The organism is Pirellulimonas nuda (assembly GCF_007750855.1).
Lineage (GTDB): Bacteria > Planctomycetota > Planctomycetia > Pirellulales > Lacipirellulaceae > Pirellulimonas > Pirellulimonas nuda.
In genome coordinates this window covers 1150838-1166377 of record NZ_CP036291.1, presented here as the reverse complement: position 1 = coordinate 1166377, position 15540 = coordinate 1150838, and the positions used below count along the sequence as shown (strand labels likewise).

Here is a 15540-nt window from a genome sequence, read left to right as displayed (position 1 = left end):
TGACTCTGTGGTTAACCGTCCGTCCTTCATCCGAACGAGTTTATGATGGCCACGATTACCATCCCCGCCGAAGACCGCCGCATTACCGATCGCGACGAGATTGCCCGGCATCTGGCGCCGGTGGGCATCTGGCACGAGTGCTGGCCGGTCGAGGGGCGCATCGGGGCCGAGGCCACTAACGACGACATCTTGGCCGCCTACGCGCCGGAGATCGAGCGCCTCAAAGAGCGGGGCGCCTTTGTTACGGCAGACGTGATCAACGTCTCTCCCGACACGCCGAACCTGGACGCGATGCTGGCCAAGTTCGACAAGGAGCACACGCACAGCGAAGACGAGGTGCGGTTCACGGTCGCCGGCCGCGGCGTGTTCTGGATCAACCCGGTCGAGGGCCCCGTGTTCTCGATCGAGGTCGAGGCGGGGGACCTGATCAACGTGCCGGCCGGCACGCGGCACTGGTTTCATCTGTGCACCAACCGGTCGATCCGCTGCATCCGGTTGTTCGAAGACGCCAGCGGCTGGACCCCCGAGTACGCCCAGGACGGGGTCGACGGCGCCTACGCACCGGTCTGCTGGGGCCCCGAGTACGTGGCCTCCGACCGCGTCGACACCCCCGCGATCAAGCTGTAGCAACCTGGGCCAGCAGCCGCCGACCTACGGTCGGCGCGTAGCGAAAAGCCCCTCGGCGCGTATCGGACTAGATGCGTTTTTGGAAAGCGCCGACCGTAGGTCGGCAGCGATTGGCTGCTAGACGACCCGCGACTGCGCGAAGGACCTTGCTTTTATGATCACGAAGATCACCGGAACCGTCATCGGGGTAACGGGAGACGTGCTCACGCTGGGCGTCGGGCCCTACGAACGCGCGGTAATGATCCCCGAGTTCGCCCGCCGGCAGTTGCAAAGCCGCGTCGGCGACGACGCCAGCCTGTTCACCATCGAGTACTTCGAGGGCAACGCGGCCGGCGGCCGGATCACCCCCCGGATGGTCGGCTTCCTACACGGGGTCGAACGCGAGTTCTTCGAGATGTTCTGCGAGGTCGACGGCGTCGGCGTCAAGAAGGCCCTGCGGGCGATGGTGCGCCCCGTGGCCGAGCTGGCGACGCTGATCGAACAGCAGGACGTGAAGGGCCTGTCGGCGCTGCCCGGCATCGGCCCCGCCACGGCCGAGCGGATCATCGCCAAGCTCCGCCGGCGGGCGCCCAAGTTCGCCCTGCTGGTGGGACGCGGGCTGGATTCGGGGGGCGCGCCCGGCAGCGACAGCGCACGCGACCTTGCCGGCGAGGCGTTCGACGTGCTGCGTTCGTTGGGCCACAGCGAGCCCGAGGCGCGTCGGCTGGTGGAGTCGGCACTGGCCAAGAAGAAGTCCTACAAAGACATCGAGGCGCTGTTGCATGCCGTCTACGAGCAACAACAATCCTGATCGGCCCCGGTGGGCGTGGTGGGTGCGCTGGCCGGCGGGCGTGCTGCGGCGCGTGCTGATCGTTTACCTGTTGGTAGTGCTGGGCATGACTTTCATCGAACGCTGGCTCGTCTACCCCGCCCCCGCCGCTGCCGAGGGGGACTGGCAGCTCGCCCCCGAGGAGGCGATCTCCGACGCGTGGTTCGACAGCGCCGACGGCACCCGGCTGCACGGCTGGTACTTCTCCCACCAGAACCCCAAGCGCGTGGCGCTCTACTTCCACGGCAACGGCGAGCAGGTGGCCGACAACCGCGAGCTGATGGAGCTGCTGCGCGACGAGCTGGACGCAGCGGTGCTGGTGTTCGATTACCGCGGCTACGGGCTCTCGGGGGGCAAGCCCAACGAAGCCGGCGTGATCGCCGACGGCCTGGCCGCGCACCGCTGGCTGGCCGAGCAGACCGGCAGGCGGACCGACGAGGTGATCCTCATCGGCAGATCGATTGGCGGCGGCGTGGCCGTCGCGGCGGCGGCCGAGCAGGGCGCCGCCGCGCTGGTGCTGCAGAGCACGTTCACGCGCCTGACCGACGCCGCCGCCATCCACTACCCGTGGCTCCCCGTCCGGCTGCTGATGAAGAACCGCTACGACTCGCTCGGCAGGATCGCCCGCTACCGGGGGCCCGTGATGATCAGCCACGGCACGGCCGACGGCGTGGTGCCCTTCGAACACTCGCGGCGCTTGTTCGAGGCGGCCCCGACCGACAAGAAGCAGTTTTTTGAGATGACCGACACCGGCCACAACGACCCACAGCCCCCCGACTACTACCGAGCGCTCGTAGATTTCCTGCGTCAGTCGGGGGTGTGATTCGCTCCTTTTCCCGGCCGGCGAAGGTTTGCTGGCCCCCCCAGGCGCCCCGTCGGGAAGGTGATTCTGCGGGATTGTACGTTTTTTCTGCGCCTTGTGTGTTTGGTTCTCTCGGCCGGCCGCGGTATAGTTTCCAACAGCCCCACCGCTACCCTTCCCGCTGCCTCCTCGCCCGCAGTCCTATGCCCGCATGCCGAGTACTCCTGGCGGCAATGCTCTTAGGCAGCGCCTGCGCAGCGGCCGACGAGGCGCCGCGGCCCGAGCCGACGTTCTCCGGCGACGTGACCCCGTTCCTCACACGGTTCTGCGCAGACTGCCACACCGGCGCCGAGTCGGAGGCCGGGGTGGACCTGGCGTCGGTGGAGACGCTGGCCCAAGCCCAGAGCGACCCCTCGCGTTGGCGCCAGGTGAAGGGGTTGATCGAGCTGGGCGCGATGCCGCCGTCCGACCACTACGACCTGCCGACCGACGACGAGCGCAAGGCCATGGTGGGCGCCATCGAGTGGCTGATGGAGCGGGTTGATTGCGACGCGATGGACAGCCCCGGCTGGGTGACGATCCGGCGGCTCAACGCCTACGAGTACAACAACACGGTCCGCGACCTGCTGGGCATCGACTTCTCGCCGTCGGAGGTGGTGGGCTTCCCGATGGACGACGTCGGCAACGGCTTCGACAACCAGGGGGACGTCCTCTCCCTCTCCCCCCTGCTGCTAGAGAAGTACCTCAAGGCCGCCGAGGTGGTCTCCCGCCGCGTGGTGTCGCTCGACCCCGAGGGGCTGCGTGAGCAGCGCGTCGACGGGCAGACGCTGTTTGTCGGCGAGTCGTTCGGCGCCCGGGTTCGGCTGGCGCCCGGCAAGTACCGCTTCCGCGCGTCGATGCGCTACGGCGCCGACCAGCAGCATGAAGTGCCGGCCGAGGTGACGCTCGACGGCAGACCCATCGGCACGCTCAACGCGGGCGGCAAGCGGCAGACCCTGGAGCTCGACTTCGAGTCGACCGCGGTCGACGGGCCCGCGGACGGCCAGATCGAGATCAAGTTTGTAGACGACCCCGCCGGCGCCCGACGCCACGACTACAAGCGCCGGCTGGAGGTCGATTGGCTAGAAGTGGTCGGGCCCGCCGAGGGCGCGGCGCCCCTGCCCGGGCCGCACCACCGCTTTGTGATCGCCACCCCCAAGGGCGAAAAAGAAGAAGACACCCGGAACGCCGCCGAGGCGGTGTTCGCGGCGTTCGCGCCGCTGGCGTACCGCCGGCCGGCGACGCCGACGGAGGTATCTCGGCTGGCCGACATCGTGGTGCGGTCGACACTGCAAGGCGCCTCGTACGAAGAAGCGCTGCGCGTGGGGCTGCAAGCGGCGTTGGTCTCTCCGTACTTCTTGTTCCGCGTTGAAGACCGGCCCGACGGCAGCGGCAACAACCCCCGGCTGATCACCGACTACCAGCTCGCCAGCCGGCTGTCGTACTTCCTATGGGCGAGCACGCCCGACGCGCCGCTGTACGACCTGGCCAGGCAGAGCACGCTGCACCTCCCCAGCCGGCTGCGGGGCGAGGTCCGCCGGATGCTGGCCGACCCGCGGTCAGACGCCCTGGTGGAGAGCTTCTTCAAGCAGTGGCTCGGGCTGCGGAACCTGGCGACGATCGACCGCGACGCGGACCACTTCCCCGCCTGGAGCGGCCGCCTACGCACCGCGATGCTGCGCGAGACGCAGGAGCTGTGCCGAGAGATCATCCGCGAAGACCGCAGCCTGCTAGAGCTGCTGGACGCCGACTACACCTACGTGAACCCACGGCTGGCGGAGCACTACGGCATCGAGTTCGAGGGCCGCGACCCCGAGCAGATGTACTACGACGGCCCCGGCTTCCCGGCCAACCGCCGCAAGCGCGGCGGCCGACGCGAAGGAGACTACGTAGACGAAGACCGCTGGGTGCGTGTCCCCTCCCCCCCGCACCGCCGCGGCGTGTTGACCCACGCCAGCGTCCTGGCGCTCACCGCCAACCCGATCGAGACCAGCCCCGTGAAGCGCGGCAAGTGGGTGCTTGAGGCGCTGCTGGGCGATCCCCCCCCGCCGGCGCCCCCCAGCGTCCCCAGCCTCGAAGAGTCGGCCGCCGGCTCGCACGACCTGCCGCTGCGCGACCAACTAGCGATCCACCGCAGCAACCCGAGCTGCGCAAGCTGCCACGTGCGGATGGACCCCATCGGCCTAGCGATGGAGAATTACGACGCGGTGGGCCGGTGGCGCGACGACTTCCACGGCCACCCGATCGACCCCGCCGGCGCGCTGGACGGCGAGCGCTTCTCCGGGCCGCTGGAGATGGCGGCCGTGCTGCGCGGCCGCGAGCAGGAGATCGTCCGCAACGCGGTAGAGCGGATGCTGACCTACGCGTTGGGCCGGGGGCTGCGGCTCGAAGACCAGTGCTACGTCGAAGAGATCGTGGCCGCCGCGGCCAAGGACAACTACCGCTTCTCGTCGCTGGTCGCCGCGATCGTGGTCAGCGAGCCGTTCCGCATGAGCGGCCACACCAAGCCCAAGCCCGCGGGCAGCGCCCCCGCCGTGCGTCCCCAACGCACCGCGATGCTCCCTCCGCCAACGCCGGCCGCCGACCTCGGCGCCGCACTCGGCCTGCTTTCCTTAAGGCACGAACGATGAACCGCTTCTCGCTAGAACGACGGACCTTCCTCCGCGGCGCCGGCGCGGCGCTCGCGCTGCCGATGCTCGACGCCATGCGGCCCGCCCTGGCGGCCGCCGCGGCCGTGGCCGGACCCGAGGCCGCCGCCCCGCCGGTGCGGCTCGCCTGGGTCTTCTTCCCCAACGGCACCAACTACCAACGCTGGAAGCCCGAGGGCCTGGGGGTCGACTGGAAGCCCGGCCCCACGCTGGAGCCGCTGGCCGGCGACCTCAGGCAGGACGTCACCATCGTCAGCGGGCTGGCCCACGTAAACGCCCGCTCGCTGGGCGACGGCCCGGGCGACCACGCCCGCAGCGCCGGCGCCTTCCTCACCGGAGCCCACCCCCGCAAGACCTCCGGCGAGGGGATGCAAACCGGCAAGAGCGCCGACCAGTTCGCCGCCGAAACCTACGGCAGCGTCACCCGGCTCCCCTCGCTCGAGCTCGGCACCGAAGCGGGCCGCGCAGCGGGCGCCTGCGACAGCGGCTATTCCTGCGCCTACTCCAACAACATCTCGTGGCGCAGCCCCTCGCAGCCGATGCCCAAGGAGACCAACCCCCGGCTCGCCTTCGAGCGGCTGTTCGGCGGCCTGCGGGGCGACATGGAGGCCCGCGACCAGCGACTCTTCTCCCGCAAGAGCGTGCTGGACATGGTGGCCGAAGACGCCCGCCAGCTCCGCGGCCGGCTCGGCGGCGCCGACCGCAACAAGGTAGACGAGTACTTCCAGAGCGTCCGAGACATCGAACGCCGCATCGAACGCGACTTCGGCGCCTCGCTGCCCGCCGAGGCCGCGGCCGCCCAGCCGCTGGAAGAGCCCGCCGACATCGGCCAGCACATCCGCATGATGTACGACCTGATGACCCTGGCGTTCCGCACAGACAGCACGCGCATCGCCACCTTCATGACCAGCAACGAGGGCGCCAATAAGACCTACCCGATGGTCGATGTCCGCGACGGCCACCACCAGCTCTCGCACCACCAAAACGACCCCAAGAAGATCGCCGCCATCGGCCGCATCGACCGCTACCTGGTCGAGCAGTTCGCCTACTTCGTGCAGAAGCTGAAAGAAACCCCCGACGGCGACGGCGTCCTGCTAGACAACATGGCGGTCGTGTACGGCGGCGCCATCAGCGACGGCAACCGCCACGACCACCACGACCTGCCGGTGGTGGTCGCCGGACGCGGCGGCGGACTGCTCACCCCGGGCCGGCACATCGCCTACCCGCAAGAAACGCCCATGACCAACCTCTACCTGTCGATGCTCGAACGGGTAGGCGCCCCCGTCGACCGCATCGGCGACAGCACCGGCCCGCTCCCGGGCCTAAGCGTCTAACCGTAGGCCGGAACAAGCGACGCACGGCGGACTTGGTCCGGCCGACGCGCGCTGGTTCAGTTGGCGTAGAAGTACGTCCGCAGCGGGTCGCTCTCGACCCCCGCGTTCACCATCACCTTCCGCTGCTGCACCCGGCGGACGTTGTTGCCGTAAAAGTGCCCCAGCCGGTTGCTGCGGTTCTCCAGCGGAGTCCCCTGCACGCTCTGCCAGTCGTCGCGTACGCGATCGAGCCAGTTGCAGCGGGCGGCCGAGGGGGTGGGGATCAGCAGCGCCAAGGCCGCAAGGGCCAGAAGTCGTGTGCTCATGGGAAGTAGCAGGTGCGTGGTGCGAAGCCGGGCCGGTAACGTCTGGAAAACCATAGCTCAGAATCCGCGGGAAGGAAGGGCCCGGGCTGTCAATCTGACAGCCGGTGGCCGGCAAAAAGCAGCCCTTCCGCCCCCCCGCGCCGGTTCTGGCAGGCTTGAGAATTGGGCCGTTCTCTGTAAGTTAGGTAGTCCCAACACGTTGCGCCCCGTCACAAGTTTGGCGCAGCAGTTGCTTACCGAACGAGCGTCTCGAAGACAACGACTGAGGCAGGGGTGCGCCCCCGGGCCCTGCCAACAGGCCTTCCGGACGGGCCGTCCGGTCGGGCCCTTCGGACGGGGCCTCCAGGCGAGGCCGCTGAGCATTACCGCAAACCACGCCGCCCACCCCGGGCGGCCAGGCGTTCAAGAACCCTTCAACCAAGCATCCTTCAGGAGGAACCCGCGTATGGCCACCGCCACCAAGAGCAAGCCCGCCGCCGCTAAGCAGAGCAAAGTGAAGCTCCAGCCCATGGGCGACAAGGTCGTTGTCCGCCGCGACGAGTCCGAAGACGTCACCGCCGGCGGCATCGTGCTTCCGGACTCCAGCAAGGACAAGCCCAACCGCGGCACCATCGCCTCGGTCGGCCCCGGCAAGATGCTCGACGACGGCAAGCGCGGCCCCATGCAAGTGAAAGTAGGCGACCGCGTCCTCTTCACCAGCTACGCCCCCGAGACGATCACGATCGGCGACGAAGAAATGCTGCTGCTCAGCGAGAGCGACATCCTCGCCGTCATCGAGTAGCAGCGACGCCGCGGGGCTGGGGGAGGCGCGGCGTTGCCGCGGGGGCTGGGGACTAGGGACGCGCAAGCGATGCAGAAGCATTACTCCGGAACGCTTGCGCGTCCCTAGCCCCCAGCCCCCGCGGCGCAGCCGCGCCACCCCCAGCCCCTGTGGCGGACCCGGCGGGACACAGTCAAACAACCGAACCGCCCTCCAGCGGCGAACCACTCCAACCCACCAAACACGGAGCCACAACATGGCCAAGATGATTGCTTTTGATCAGGAAGCCCGCGACGCGATGCGTCGGGGCGTCTCCAAGCTCGCCCGCGCGGTGAAGGTCACCCTCGGCCCCAAGGGGCGTAACGTCATCCTGCAGAAGTCGTTCGGCTCGCCGACCGTCACCAAGGACGGCGTCACCGTCGCCAAGGAAGTTGAGCTCGAAGACACCTACGAGAACATGGGCGCCCAGATGGTCAAAGAGGTCGCCGCCAAGACCTCCGACATCGCCGGCGACGGCACTACCACCGCCACCGTGCTGGCCGAGGCCATCTTCAACGAGGGCCTCAAGGCCGTCGTCGCCGGCGTGAACCCCGTGCAGATGAAGCAGGGCATCGAGCGGGCCGTGGCCGACATCACCGACCAGCTCAAGAAGATGAGCATCAAGGTCAAGAGCAGCCAAGAGATGGCCCAGGTCGGCACCGTCGCGTCGAACGGCGACACCGAGATCGGCAAGATGCTGGCCGAAGCGATGGAGAAGGTCGGCAAGGACGGCGTCATCACCGTCGACGAGGGCAAGAGCCTCGCCACCGAGGTCGAGTGGGTCGAGGGGATGCAGTTCGACCGCGGCTACCTCTCCCCCTACTTCGTCACCGACCAGACGCTGATGGAGTGCGTGCTGGAAGACTGCTACGTGCTGATCCACGAAAAGAAAATCAGCTCCGTGAAGGACCTGGTCCCCTGCCTCGAAGCGGTCGTCAACAGCGGCAAGCCCCTGCTGATCATCGCCGAGGACATCGAGGGCGAGGCCCTCGCCACCCTGGTCATCAACAAGCTCCGCGGCACGTTCAACGTGGTGGCGGTCAAGGCGCCCGGCTTCGGCGATCGCCGCAAGGCCATGCTGGAGGACATCGCGATCCTCACCGGCGGCCAGGCGATCTTCGAGGACCTGGGGATCAAGCTCGAGAGCGTCGGCCTCAAGGAGCTGGGCCGCGCCAAGAAGGTGATCATCGACAAGGACAACACCACCCTGATCGAAGGCGCCGGCAAGAGCCCCGACATCAAGGGCCGGATCGACCAGATCCGCCGCGAGATCGACAATACCAAGAGCGACTACGACCGTGAGAAGCTCGAAGAGCGTCTCGCCAAGCTCAGCGGCGGCGTCGCCAAGGTGAACGTTGGCGCGGCGACCGAGAGCGAGATGAAGGAGAAGAAGGCCCGCGTCGAAGACGCCCTGCACGCCACCCGCGCCGCGGTGGAAGAGGGCATCCTCCCCGGCGGCGGCGTCGCCCTGGTCCGCTGTGCGGCCAAGGTGAAGCCCGAGGGGCTCAGCCAAGACCAAACGGTCGGCTACAACATCGTGCTGCGTAGCGCCCGCGCCCCGCTGACCGCCATCGCCCAAAACGCCGGCAAAGACGGCGGCGTCGTGTGCGAGAAGGTAGCCAACGAAAAGGGCAACCACGGCTACAACGCCGCGACCGACGAGTACGTCGACATGGTGGCCGCGGGCATCATCGACCCCGTGAAGGTGACCCGCACCGCGCTACAAAACGCCGCGAGCGTCGCCACCTTGATGCTAACCAGCGACGCGCTAATCGCCGACGCCCCCAAGAAGGACAAGAAGGGCGGCGGCGGAGCGCCGGGCATGGACGACATGTATTGAGCCGGCGGAGCGGCTAAAAGTTGAATGACCAAAGCGGTCGCCGGCGAAGCCGGCGGCCGCTTTTTTTGCGTACCTCGGATGCCCAGCAAGTGACGTAGACAAAATGGTTGGACCAGTCCTGTCGTTGTGGCTCTGACGCGCGGGGAACGATACACCCCCACGTTGACCCACGTCAGACGCCGGGGCTGGTCCAACCATTCTGTCTACGGGCTGCGGTTTGTGCAGGCGACCGTGAACCCAGCGCTAGGGTCCAGGATGGGCCTAAGGCTAGCACTAGCTAGCCGAGCCGCCGGGAAGCTATTCACCCGACCTCACATTACTTCTGGATGAGCCCTCATGCACTCTTAGCACACAGGAACAAGTGCCTCGGCCACCTCGGAGATTAACTCCTGATGCAACGTAAAGATGCGTGGGCTTGCCGTTCTGCAGCAAGACCTGCGGGCGCTCAAATTTTTTGCCACGATGCGTCGTGGCGTCTTTTAACAGGTCGGGGGAAACATACTTTTCAATTTTTTCGAAACCAACCAGCGGCTCGTCGAAATGGATGCCATCTTCGGATGTCCACAAGTATCCCGTCCCAGCGTGATTATTGGTCGTGAGTAGACAGATTGTTCCATTTTCGACAAAGGCGTATCCATCCTCTATTTCTGAACGATTGCTGGTAAGTGGGTCTTTGTGAAAGACGTAAGGACCTTCCAGATTGTCAGCGACTGCAACTCCCATCCGCCGCACGTCGCCAAGCTTCATCGCCTTGTAATAAAGAAAGAAACGACCGTCAGGGTGGAGCAGCAAGGCTGGATTGTTTACACCCACCGTCGAGCCGTAGCTCCATACCGTCGGTTCTTCAGGGATTGACAGGATCAGCCCGTCGGCGCCGACCTTCTTCCAAGGGCCTTCGGGGCGATCAGCGACCACCATGCCGATGCGTTGCGAGGCGACCCTTTGCTTCTTGTTTCCTCCTTGATTAGCGATATAGAGAAGCACGTATTGATCGCCCACCTTGTGCACGGTCGGATTGTGCGGAGACCCACGGTCCCAAGTTTCCCGACCACTCCCTTTGAGCACGACTTCGCAGAACGTGAACGGTCCTTCCGGTCTGTCGCCGATGTAGCGAGCGACCTCGCAGTCAGTTAGCCAAGCTCCAAAGCCCGCCGTGATTGGCCAACGGGAGACAAATAAGTGAGTCTTTCCTTCTAACCCGATGACGGCAGAAGACCCCCAAACATGATAGCCGGGCTCTTCTACAGCAACGCCAACAAACTCAAGACGATCCGACCAGACGCGCTGCCCGGGGTCTGGAAGCTCCGTAGCGCTTGCTGCTGTCAAACTAAGAGACAAACAAAAGAGAGCGCCAACCAGGTAATTCGTCACGGCTAGATGCTGGCTATTGATCACGTTTACCTCAGCTGTCGTATTTCCAAGTTGAGATTTCGCGGCTCCGAATACCGAAAGTCGCAATCGCGAACATGACAAGCACTGCCGCGTTTCTACTCAGAGAATCGTGCGGTCATGGTAGTAAATCCGTTGGGGCCATTGCCCGCATTGTAGGCAGCCTAGAACAACTCAAGTTCAAGCACGTCGTTAGCGCCATCTTACCTGACATTGCCGAGTGACGTAGACAAAATGGTTGGACCAGCCCCGGCGTCTGACGTGGGTTAACGTGGGGGTGTATTGTTCCCCGCCCGTCAGAGCCACAACGACAGGACTGGTCCAATGACTGCCAAGCTACGCTACTTCGGTTTCGATGTCCACAAACACACGATCGCAACGCGCCGTCGCCCTTCCGGGGCTTCGTGGCCCGGTCGCGTGGCGCTCCAGGGACTGGCGTCCCTGGCTAGACGCCGCTGCCCCTCCGGGGCAGTTCTCATGGCGACGGTTTGCGGCGCCCGGCGGCCCTGCGGCCCGGCCGGCGGGCTGGTTCTTGGCGTGCCGCCAATCCTTTCTTTCTTTCGTCTGGGCTCCGATTTGTGGTTGACCGCAGCGGACCCATCCCCCAAGTTGGGGGCCGGCTTGATGGACCCCCCAGCTCTTGCAACCGGACCGTTCTAATGAAGTGTCGCGATCGTGCGTTTGTGTTTTTTCTTGCGCTCTGCTGCTTCGCGCAACTCGCCTGCGCGGCGGTCGTCGATTGGAGCGTCGCCAAGGTCCGCGCCTTCGAGCAGACCAGCGACGTCGTAGCCCCCACCGTCCCCTTCCTGTTTGACGTAGACGGTCAGTTCAACGGCGACGGTTTCGATACCGTCTCGCTCGAGGGGCTCAGCGGCGGACCAGCGCCGCTGGTCAACTTCAACGCAAACGACTGGGAAGGCCGCCGGCAGTTCATCGGCGAGGCCGCGTTCCTGTCCGAGTTCCCGGGCGACGGGATTCTAACGATCGTCGCCACGTCGTCGGCCGGCACGGTGCGAGAAGACGTGTTGGTGGGCGCCGAGTTCCCCGGGGCGATCCCGTTCTTCACTGGCAACGCCGTGAGCCGCCTGGGGGGCGTCGCCCCGGGCCAGGACTTTATGTTCACGTGGGAGGCGCCCCCGGCGACGGGTGGGATCCAGCAGCAGTCCCTGCTGATCATCGACCAGACGACCGACCTGGAGGTTTGGGCCGTGGACGCCACCGGGCTGTCGAGCGCGGTGCTGCCGGCGGGCACGCTGGCGGCCGGCGGCGAGTACCTGGCGGTGCTGGAGTTCTTCGATGTGGTGCAAGGCCTGCGCGAAGGGTTTGCCGAAGGAGAGGAGTTCTCCGGAACCGCCAACGCCACCGGCATCTTCTTCTCCTCCCAAGCCGTCCCCGAGCCGACCAGCCTGCTGCTGCTAGGGCTGGGCGCCTTCGCGTGCGCAGGCTTGCGACGCCGCGCGTGACGCCCGGGCAGCACGGCTGGGTCGGCAGTGACGCAGGACGCGATGAGGCGGCGAACGCCACTAGTCCGCTGCCGCTCTACCGGCGTGGCTCAGGCCCGGAGGGCCGACGGCGTATAGCCAGGGACGCAAGTCCCTGGTAGCCGGGCCGGCAATCCCAAGAGCCCCGGAGGGGCGACGGCGCGTCGGTCGACGCAACGCGCTGTCGCCCCTCCGGGGCTTCGTGGCCCGGTCGCGTGGCGCTCCAGGGACTGGCGTCCCTGGCTATACGCCGCTGCCCCTCCGGGGCAGTTCTCATGGCGACGCTTAGCGTCTCAACTTGCTGCATTGGTAAGAGGTAGGTGATGGCCGGCGGCGAGTCGGCTGATTTCGATTGCCGGCTCTTTTAGGCCGGCAGAACCACCTGCCCTACGATTGACTACACCTCCCGAGCCGGCAACGGCGCCCGGCCGTCCATCGCCAATCGAAGAATCGCCGGCTGCCGCAGCGCGAGGCCCAGCCACGCCAGCATTCCGATCACGACCGGGAAGAACCACGGGTCGCCCACGCGCAGGTGCGTCAGCACCGCGCCGCCGAGGTAGCCCGTCAATAGGATCGCTCCCAGAAACGACGTGCGCGGGATGAGGTAGAGCAGCGTGATCGTGATCTCGAGCACGCCGAGGGCGGGGAGCAACTCCATGGACAGCCCCAGGTGGGCCATCATCTCGCGAAGCTGCTGAGAGTCGAAGAACTTTGGGACGCCGCTGACGCCGATCAGGAACAGCCCGACGAGCCCGGTAAGCACCCAGCCGGTGATCTGTTTGGTTCTGGCAGACATAAAGAAACCCCGTGGTTTGAAATTGAGTTGTACCGAGCCTTGCTACGCCTGCTCACCGTCCGGCGACTCGTGCGGCGGCCCCGCCTCGACCAGCCGGGCCAACTGCAGCAACGATTCTTGCCAGCCCAGGTAGCAACTCTTGGCGGGGATGGGCTCGGGGATCCCTTGCTGCACGATGCTAATCTCTGTGCCGCACGAGAACTCGTCGAGGTCGATCGTGGTGGTCATCTCGCCCGGCAGGTCGGGGGAGTCGAACCGGCTGGTGTAGCGGATACGCTTGTGGGGGGTTAGTTCGAGGTACGTGCCGCCGAACGTGTGGCCCGCGCCGGCGGCGAAGTTGGTGAACGTCATCCGGTAGGCGCCGCCGACCTTAGCGTGGTGCTCGTGCACCTCGCCGACGTAGCCGTAGGGGGGGAGCCACCGCTGCCACGCCCCCGGGTCGACGAACGCGCGGTACACGCGTTCTGCCGGGGCGCGGAGCACGCGGTGGAGCCGGACGGTGTTGGATGGATCGGACATGAGGGGCGCTCCTTGCAAAAAGGGGATGGTCGGTCGGGTCGGTCGGACCGCGGGCGGCTAGCCTTGCATGGCCGCGGGGTCCATCCAGAACATCTCCCAGACGTGGCCGTCCGGGTCGGCCAGGTTCCGGTTGTACATGAACCCCAGCTCTTGCTTCGGGTTGATGTCGGCCGTTCCGCCGTTCTGCTCGGCGGCGTCGTTCAGGCGATCGACCGCCTCGCGGTCCGCGCACGCCAGGGCCAGCATGACCTCGCTAGCGGTGCTGGGGGGGATCGGGCGGCTGGTGAACGTCTTCCACTTCGCGTGCGTCAGCAGCATCACATAGATGGCGTCGCTCCAGACCATGCACGCGGCCGTCTCGTCGGAGAACTGCGGGTTCTGCTCGAACCCGAGCGCCGCGTAAAACGCGATCGATTTGTCGAGGTCCGCAACCGGAAGGTTGATAAAGATGCTCTTGTTCATCGGGGGCTCCTTGGGTTGTGGCCGCTGCCGACGAGCGACGGGCGAACGACGGGGCGGATTGGTTTGCAGCTACTAGTAGTCGAACGGTCGGGGGCCAAATCGACGCCCGGCACAGGAAAAATCTGCGGCGGCCGGGCGTACGGGAGTTTTGGGTCGCAAATAGCCACCGGCGCCGCGACAATGACGCCGCAAGAGTATGCGCGCCGGGGGGCAATCGGTAGGTCAGGCTGTGCCTGACGTAGCGGCGTCGTGCGCCCCGCGGCGTCAGGCCCAGCCTGACCTACCGATTGCGTCTCGAGAAACCCGCGCGGGGTTTTGTCCCGGAGGTGTCCGATCGGGGGGAGTTTTGTCCGCTGGCGGGGGGCTTCGGCGCGTCCGGAAGGGGTTGGCGGGGGGCGCCGGCCGGTCGGCCGGGGCGAAAACGCAGGGATTTACGCGGTTGGTGGGTGAGCGAGGGGGGGTTTTGTCCGATTTTTGAATCCCGCCGGCGGTGGACATTCGGACAAAAAGAATCGGGCCGGCCGCAGCGGAGAGGTTGTGCGAACGCCAGACATCGAGCGTCGGCCGACCGGTAACGGCGGGGTTCAAAGCGCGTACGTATTGCATCGGGCCCAGTGGGGCCTTGCAACTCGGGACGCCCGCTGCGGGTCCCTGACGGAAAAGGTTACGAGAATGTCCAAGAAGTCGAAGAGCATCACGAAGAAGCCGGCGCGGTTTGGCATGGAAACGATGGAGAAGCGCGAGATGATGGCGGGCGACGTCACCGCCAGCATCCAGTCGGGGGGGCACCTCTACATCGGCGAGGCGGTCGGCAACTACCAAACGGCCAACGCCGTGCAGGTGTCGCAGCTCTCCAACGGTCAGATCCGGGTGCAAGGGATCACGAACCTCGACGGCACCGTCACCAAGGTGAACGGCGCCGCGTACAAAGACTTCACCGTCACCGGCGACCTGCAAGTGAACCTGGGCGCCGGCAACGACAAGGTGGTGCTGGCGGGCGGCGCGAACTTTCGCAACGTGACGCTGAACATGGACCAGCTGGGGGGGCCGGCAGACGCCGACCAGGTGTTCGTCGGGTCAATCAGGACGACGGGCGGGATGACCGTGCGCACCGGCGCCGGGAACGACTACGTGTCGTTCTACAACTCGAGCATCGGCAACGACGCGAGCGACTTTACGTCGATTAGCACCGGGGCCGGGGTGGACTCGCTGCGCGTCGAAGGCTGGAGCAGCTTCCGCGGCGGCATGGGTGTGTCGACGTACAACAACGTCAACGAGAACGAGACCGACTACGTTGATATGGTGGGCGCCGTGGTTTACGGCACGCTCGCGATGAACACCGGCGCCGGGAACGACGTGTTGAACATGACCGGCGTGACGATGGGGGGCAACCTCTTCCTGAACACCGGGGACGGCGCCGACACGGTCCGCCTGCGCGAAGTGCAGACGATCGACGACTTCTACGTGTCGCTGGGCAACGGCGACGACAACCTAGACCTGGTGTACTGCCGGGCGGACCACATGCAACTGGACGGCGGCGCCGGGACCGACAAGCTGACCCGTTCGCAGGACGGGCCTGTGAACTCGAAGACCGAGGTGAACTTTGAGCCCTCGATGAGTTTTTGGAGCGCGTACGGCTCGACCCTGACATCGTCCAAGAGCGCGATGCTCCGCTAGCCCGATGGCCCGTG

At 66.3% G+C, this 15540-nt stretch carries 14 protein-coding genes; 9 read left to right on the top strand and 5 right to left on the bottom strand.

Annotation, left to right across the window (positions count from 1 at the left end; genetic code table 11):
• The first annotated feature begins 42 nt into the window (after positions 1 to 42).
• The 5 genes from Pla175_RS04955 to Pla175_RS04935 all read left to right on the top strand — a co-directional run bounded on the left by Pla175_RS04955 (position 43) and on the right by Pla175_RS04935 (position 6258).
• Positions 43 to 627, top strand: coding sequence for a 1,2-dihydroxy-3-keto-5-methylthiopentene dioxygenase (locus Pla175_RS04955; RefSeq protein WP_231954197.1), 585 nt, complete (start codon positions 43 to 45; stop codon positions 625 to 627).
• 154 nt (positions 628 to 781) lie between these two features.
• Positions 782 to 1417 (top strand): Holliday junction branch migration protein RuvA, encoded by a 636-nt coding sequence (ruvA, locus tag Pla175_RS04950; protein ID WP_145281686.1) that lies wholly within the window; start codon positions 782 to 784, stop codon positions 1415 to 1417.
• Entirely contained in the window at positions 1389 to 2258 is an 870-nt protein-coding gene (locus Pla175_RS04945) for an alpha/beta hydrolase (protein ID WP_145281683.1), read from the top strand. The genes ruvA and Pla175_RS04945 overlap by 29 nt, the downstream gene beginning before the upstream one ends.
• 182 nt (positions 2259 to 2440) lie before the next feature.
• Positions 2441 to 4906, top strand: coding sequence for a DUF1592 domain-containing protein (locus tag Pla175_RS04940; protein ID WP_145281681.1), 2466 nt, complete (start codon positions 2441 to 2443; stop codon positions 4904 to 4906).
• Positions 4903 to 6258, top strand: coding sequence for a DUF1552 domain-containing protein (locus tag Pla175_RS04935; RefSeq protein ID WP_145281679.1), 1356 nt, complete (start codon positions 4903 to 4905; stop codon positions 6256 to 6258). Before Pla175_RS04940 ends, Pla175_RS04935 begins: the two co-directional genes overlap by 4 nt.
• A gap of 56 nt (positions 6259 to 6314) precedes the next feature.
• Here the strand turns inward: Pla175_RS04935 and Pla175_RS04930 are convergent, their stop codons facing one another.
• Positions 6315 to 6563 (bottom strand): hypothetical protein, encoded by a 249-nt coding sequence (locus Pla175_RS04930; RefSeq protein WP_145281677.1) that lies wholly within the window; start codon positions 6561 to 6563, stop codon positions 6315 to 6317.
• A gap of 445 nt (positions 6564 to 7008) precedes the next feature.
• Between Pla175_RS04930 and Pla175_RS04925 the strand changes: the two genes are divergently transcribed.
• Positions 7009 to 7344: a co-chaperone GroES gene (locus Pla175_RS04925; RefSeq protein WP_145281674.1), complete on the top strand. Its 336-nt coding sequence runs from the start codon at positions 7009 to 7011 to the stop codon at positions 7342 to 7344.
• A 235-nt stretch (positions 7345 to 7579) separates the two neighbouring features.
• A complete protein-coding gene (gene groL / locus Pla175_RS04920; RefSeq protein WP_145281672.1) occupies positions 7580 to 9202 on the top strand; it encodes a chaperonin GroEL in 1623 nt (540 codons plus the stop codon).
• A gap of 297 nt (positions 9203 to 9499) precedes the next feature.
• On the opposite strand, the gene Pla175_RS04915 is transcribed toward groL, so the two are convergent.
• Positions 9500 to 10573: a glycoside hydrolase family protein gene (locus Pla175_RS04915; RefSeq protein ID WP_145281670.1), complete on the bottom strand. Its 1074-nt coding sequence runs from the start codon at positions 10571 to 10573 to the stop codon at positions 9500 to 9502.
• Positions 10574 to 11250: 677 nt separating this feature from the next.
• On the opposite strand from Pla175_RS04915, the gene Pla175_RS04910 reads away from it, so the two are divergent.
• Positions 11251 to 12054 (top strand): PEP-CTERM sorting domain-containing protein, encoded by an 804-nt coding sequence (locus tag Pla175_RS04910; RefSeq protein WP_145281667.1) that lies wholly within the window; start codon positions 11251 to 11253, stop codon positions 12052 to 12054.
• Positions 12055 to 12469: 415 nt separating this feature from the next.
• On the opposite strand, the gene Pla175_RS04905 is transcribed toward Pla175_RS04910, so the two are convergent.
• From Pla175_RS04905 to Pla175_RS04895, 3 genes are read right to left on the bottom strand one after another with little or no spacing between them, the layout of a single operon-like run.
• On the bottom strand, positions 12470 to 12868 hold the full coding sequence (locus Pla175_RS04905; RefSeq protein WP_145281665.1) for a DoxX family protein: 399 nt from the start codon (positions 12866 to 12868) through the stop codon (positions 12470 to 12472).
• A 42-nt stretch (positions 12869 to 12910) separates the two neighbouring features.
• Positions 12911 to 13387: an SRPBCC family protein gene (locus Pla175_RS04900; protein WP_145281662.1), complete on the bottom strand. Its 477-nt coding sequence runs from the start codon at positions 13385 to 13387 to the stop codon at positions 12911 to 12913.
• A 57-nt stretch (positions 13388 to 13444) separates the two neighbouring features.
• A complete protein-coding gene (locus tag Pla175_RS04895) occupies positions 13445 to 13849 on the bottom strand; it encodes a VOC family protein (protein ID WP_145281660.1) in 405 nt (134 codons plus the stop codon).
• 672 nt (positions 13850 to 14521) lie between these two features.
• On the opposite strand from Pla175_RS04895, the gene Pla175_RS04890 reads away from it, so the two are divergent.
• Positions 14522 to 15526 carry a hypothetical protein gene (locus Pla175_RS04890; RefSeq protein ID WP_145281658.1) on the top strand — a complete coding sequence of 335 codons (1005 nt, stop codon included), beginning with the start codon at positions 14522 to 14524 and terminating at the stop codon, positions 15524 to 15526.
• The last annotated feature ends 14 nt before the right edge of the window (positions 15527 to 15540 follow it).

Coding starts and splice junctions, on each gene's coding strand:
- Pla175_RS04955 (WP_231954197.1), top strand. CDS start 43: ATGATGGCCACGATTACCATCCCCGCCGAAGACCGCCGCATTACCGAT.
- ruvA (WP_145281686.1), top strand. CDS start 782: ATGATCACGAAGATCACCGGAACCGTCATCGGGGTAACGGGAGACGTG.
- Pla175_RS04945 (WP_145281683.1), top strand. CDS start 1,389: ATGCCGTCTACGAGCAACAACAATCCTGATCGGCCCCGGTGGGCGTGG.
- Pla175_RS04940 (WP_145281681.1), top strand. CDS start 2,441: ATGCCCGCATGCCGAGTACTCCTGGCGGCAATGCTCTTAGGCAGCGCC.
- Pla175_RS04935 (WP_145281679.1), top strand. CDS start 4,903: ATGAACCGCTTCTCGCTAGAACGACGGACCTTCCTCCGCGGCGCCGGC.
- Pla175_RS04930 (WP_145281677.1), bottom strand. CDS start 6,563: ATGAGCACACGACTTCTGGCCCTTGCGGCCTTGGCGCTGCTGATCCCC.
- Pla175_RS04925 (WP_145281674.1), top strand. CDS start 7,009: ATGGCCACCGCCACCAAGAGCAAGCCCGCCGCCGCTAAGCAGAGCAAA.
- groL (WP_145281672.1), top strand. CDS start 7,580: ATGGCCAAGATGATTGCTTTTGATCAGGAAGCCCGCGACGCGATGCGT.
- Pla175_RS04910 (WP_145281667.1), top strand. CDS start 11,251: ATGAAGTGTCGCGATCGTGCGTTTGTGTTTTTTCTTGCGCTCTGCTGC.
- Pla175_RS04905 (WP_145281665.1), bottom strand. CDS start 12,868: ATGTCTGCCAGAACCAAACAGATCACCGGCTGGGTGCTTACCGGGCTC.
- Pla175_RS04900 (WP_145281662.1), bottom strand. CDS start 13,387: ATGTCCGATCCATCCAACACCGTCCGGCTCCACCGCGTGCTCCGCGCC.
- Pla175_RS04895 (WP_145281660.1), bottom strand. CDS start 13,849: ATGAACAAGAGCATCTTTATCAACCTTCCGGTTGCGGACCTCGACAAA.
- Pla175_RS04890 (WP_145281658.1), top strand. CDS start 14,522: ATGTCCAAGAAGTCGAAGAGCATCACGAAGAAGCCGGCGCGGTTTGGC.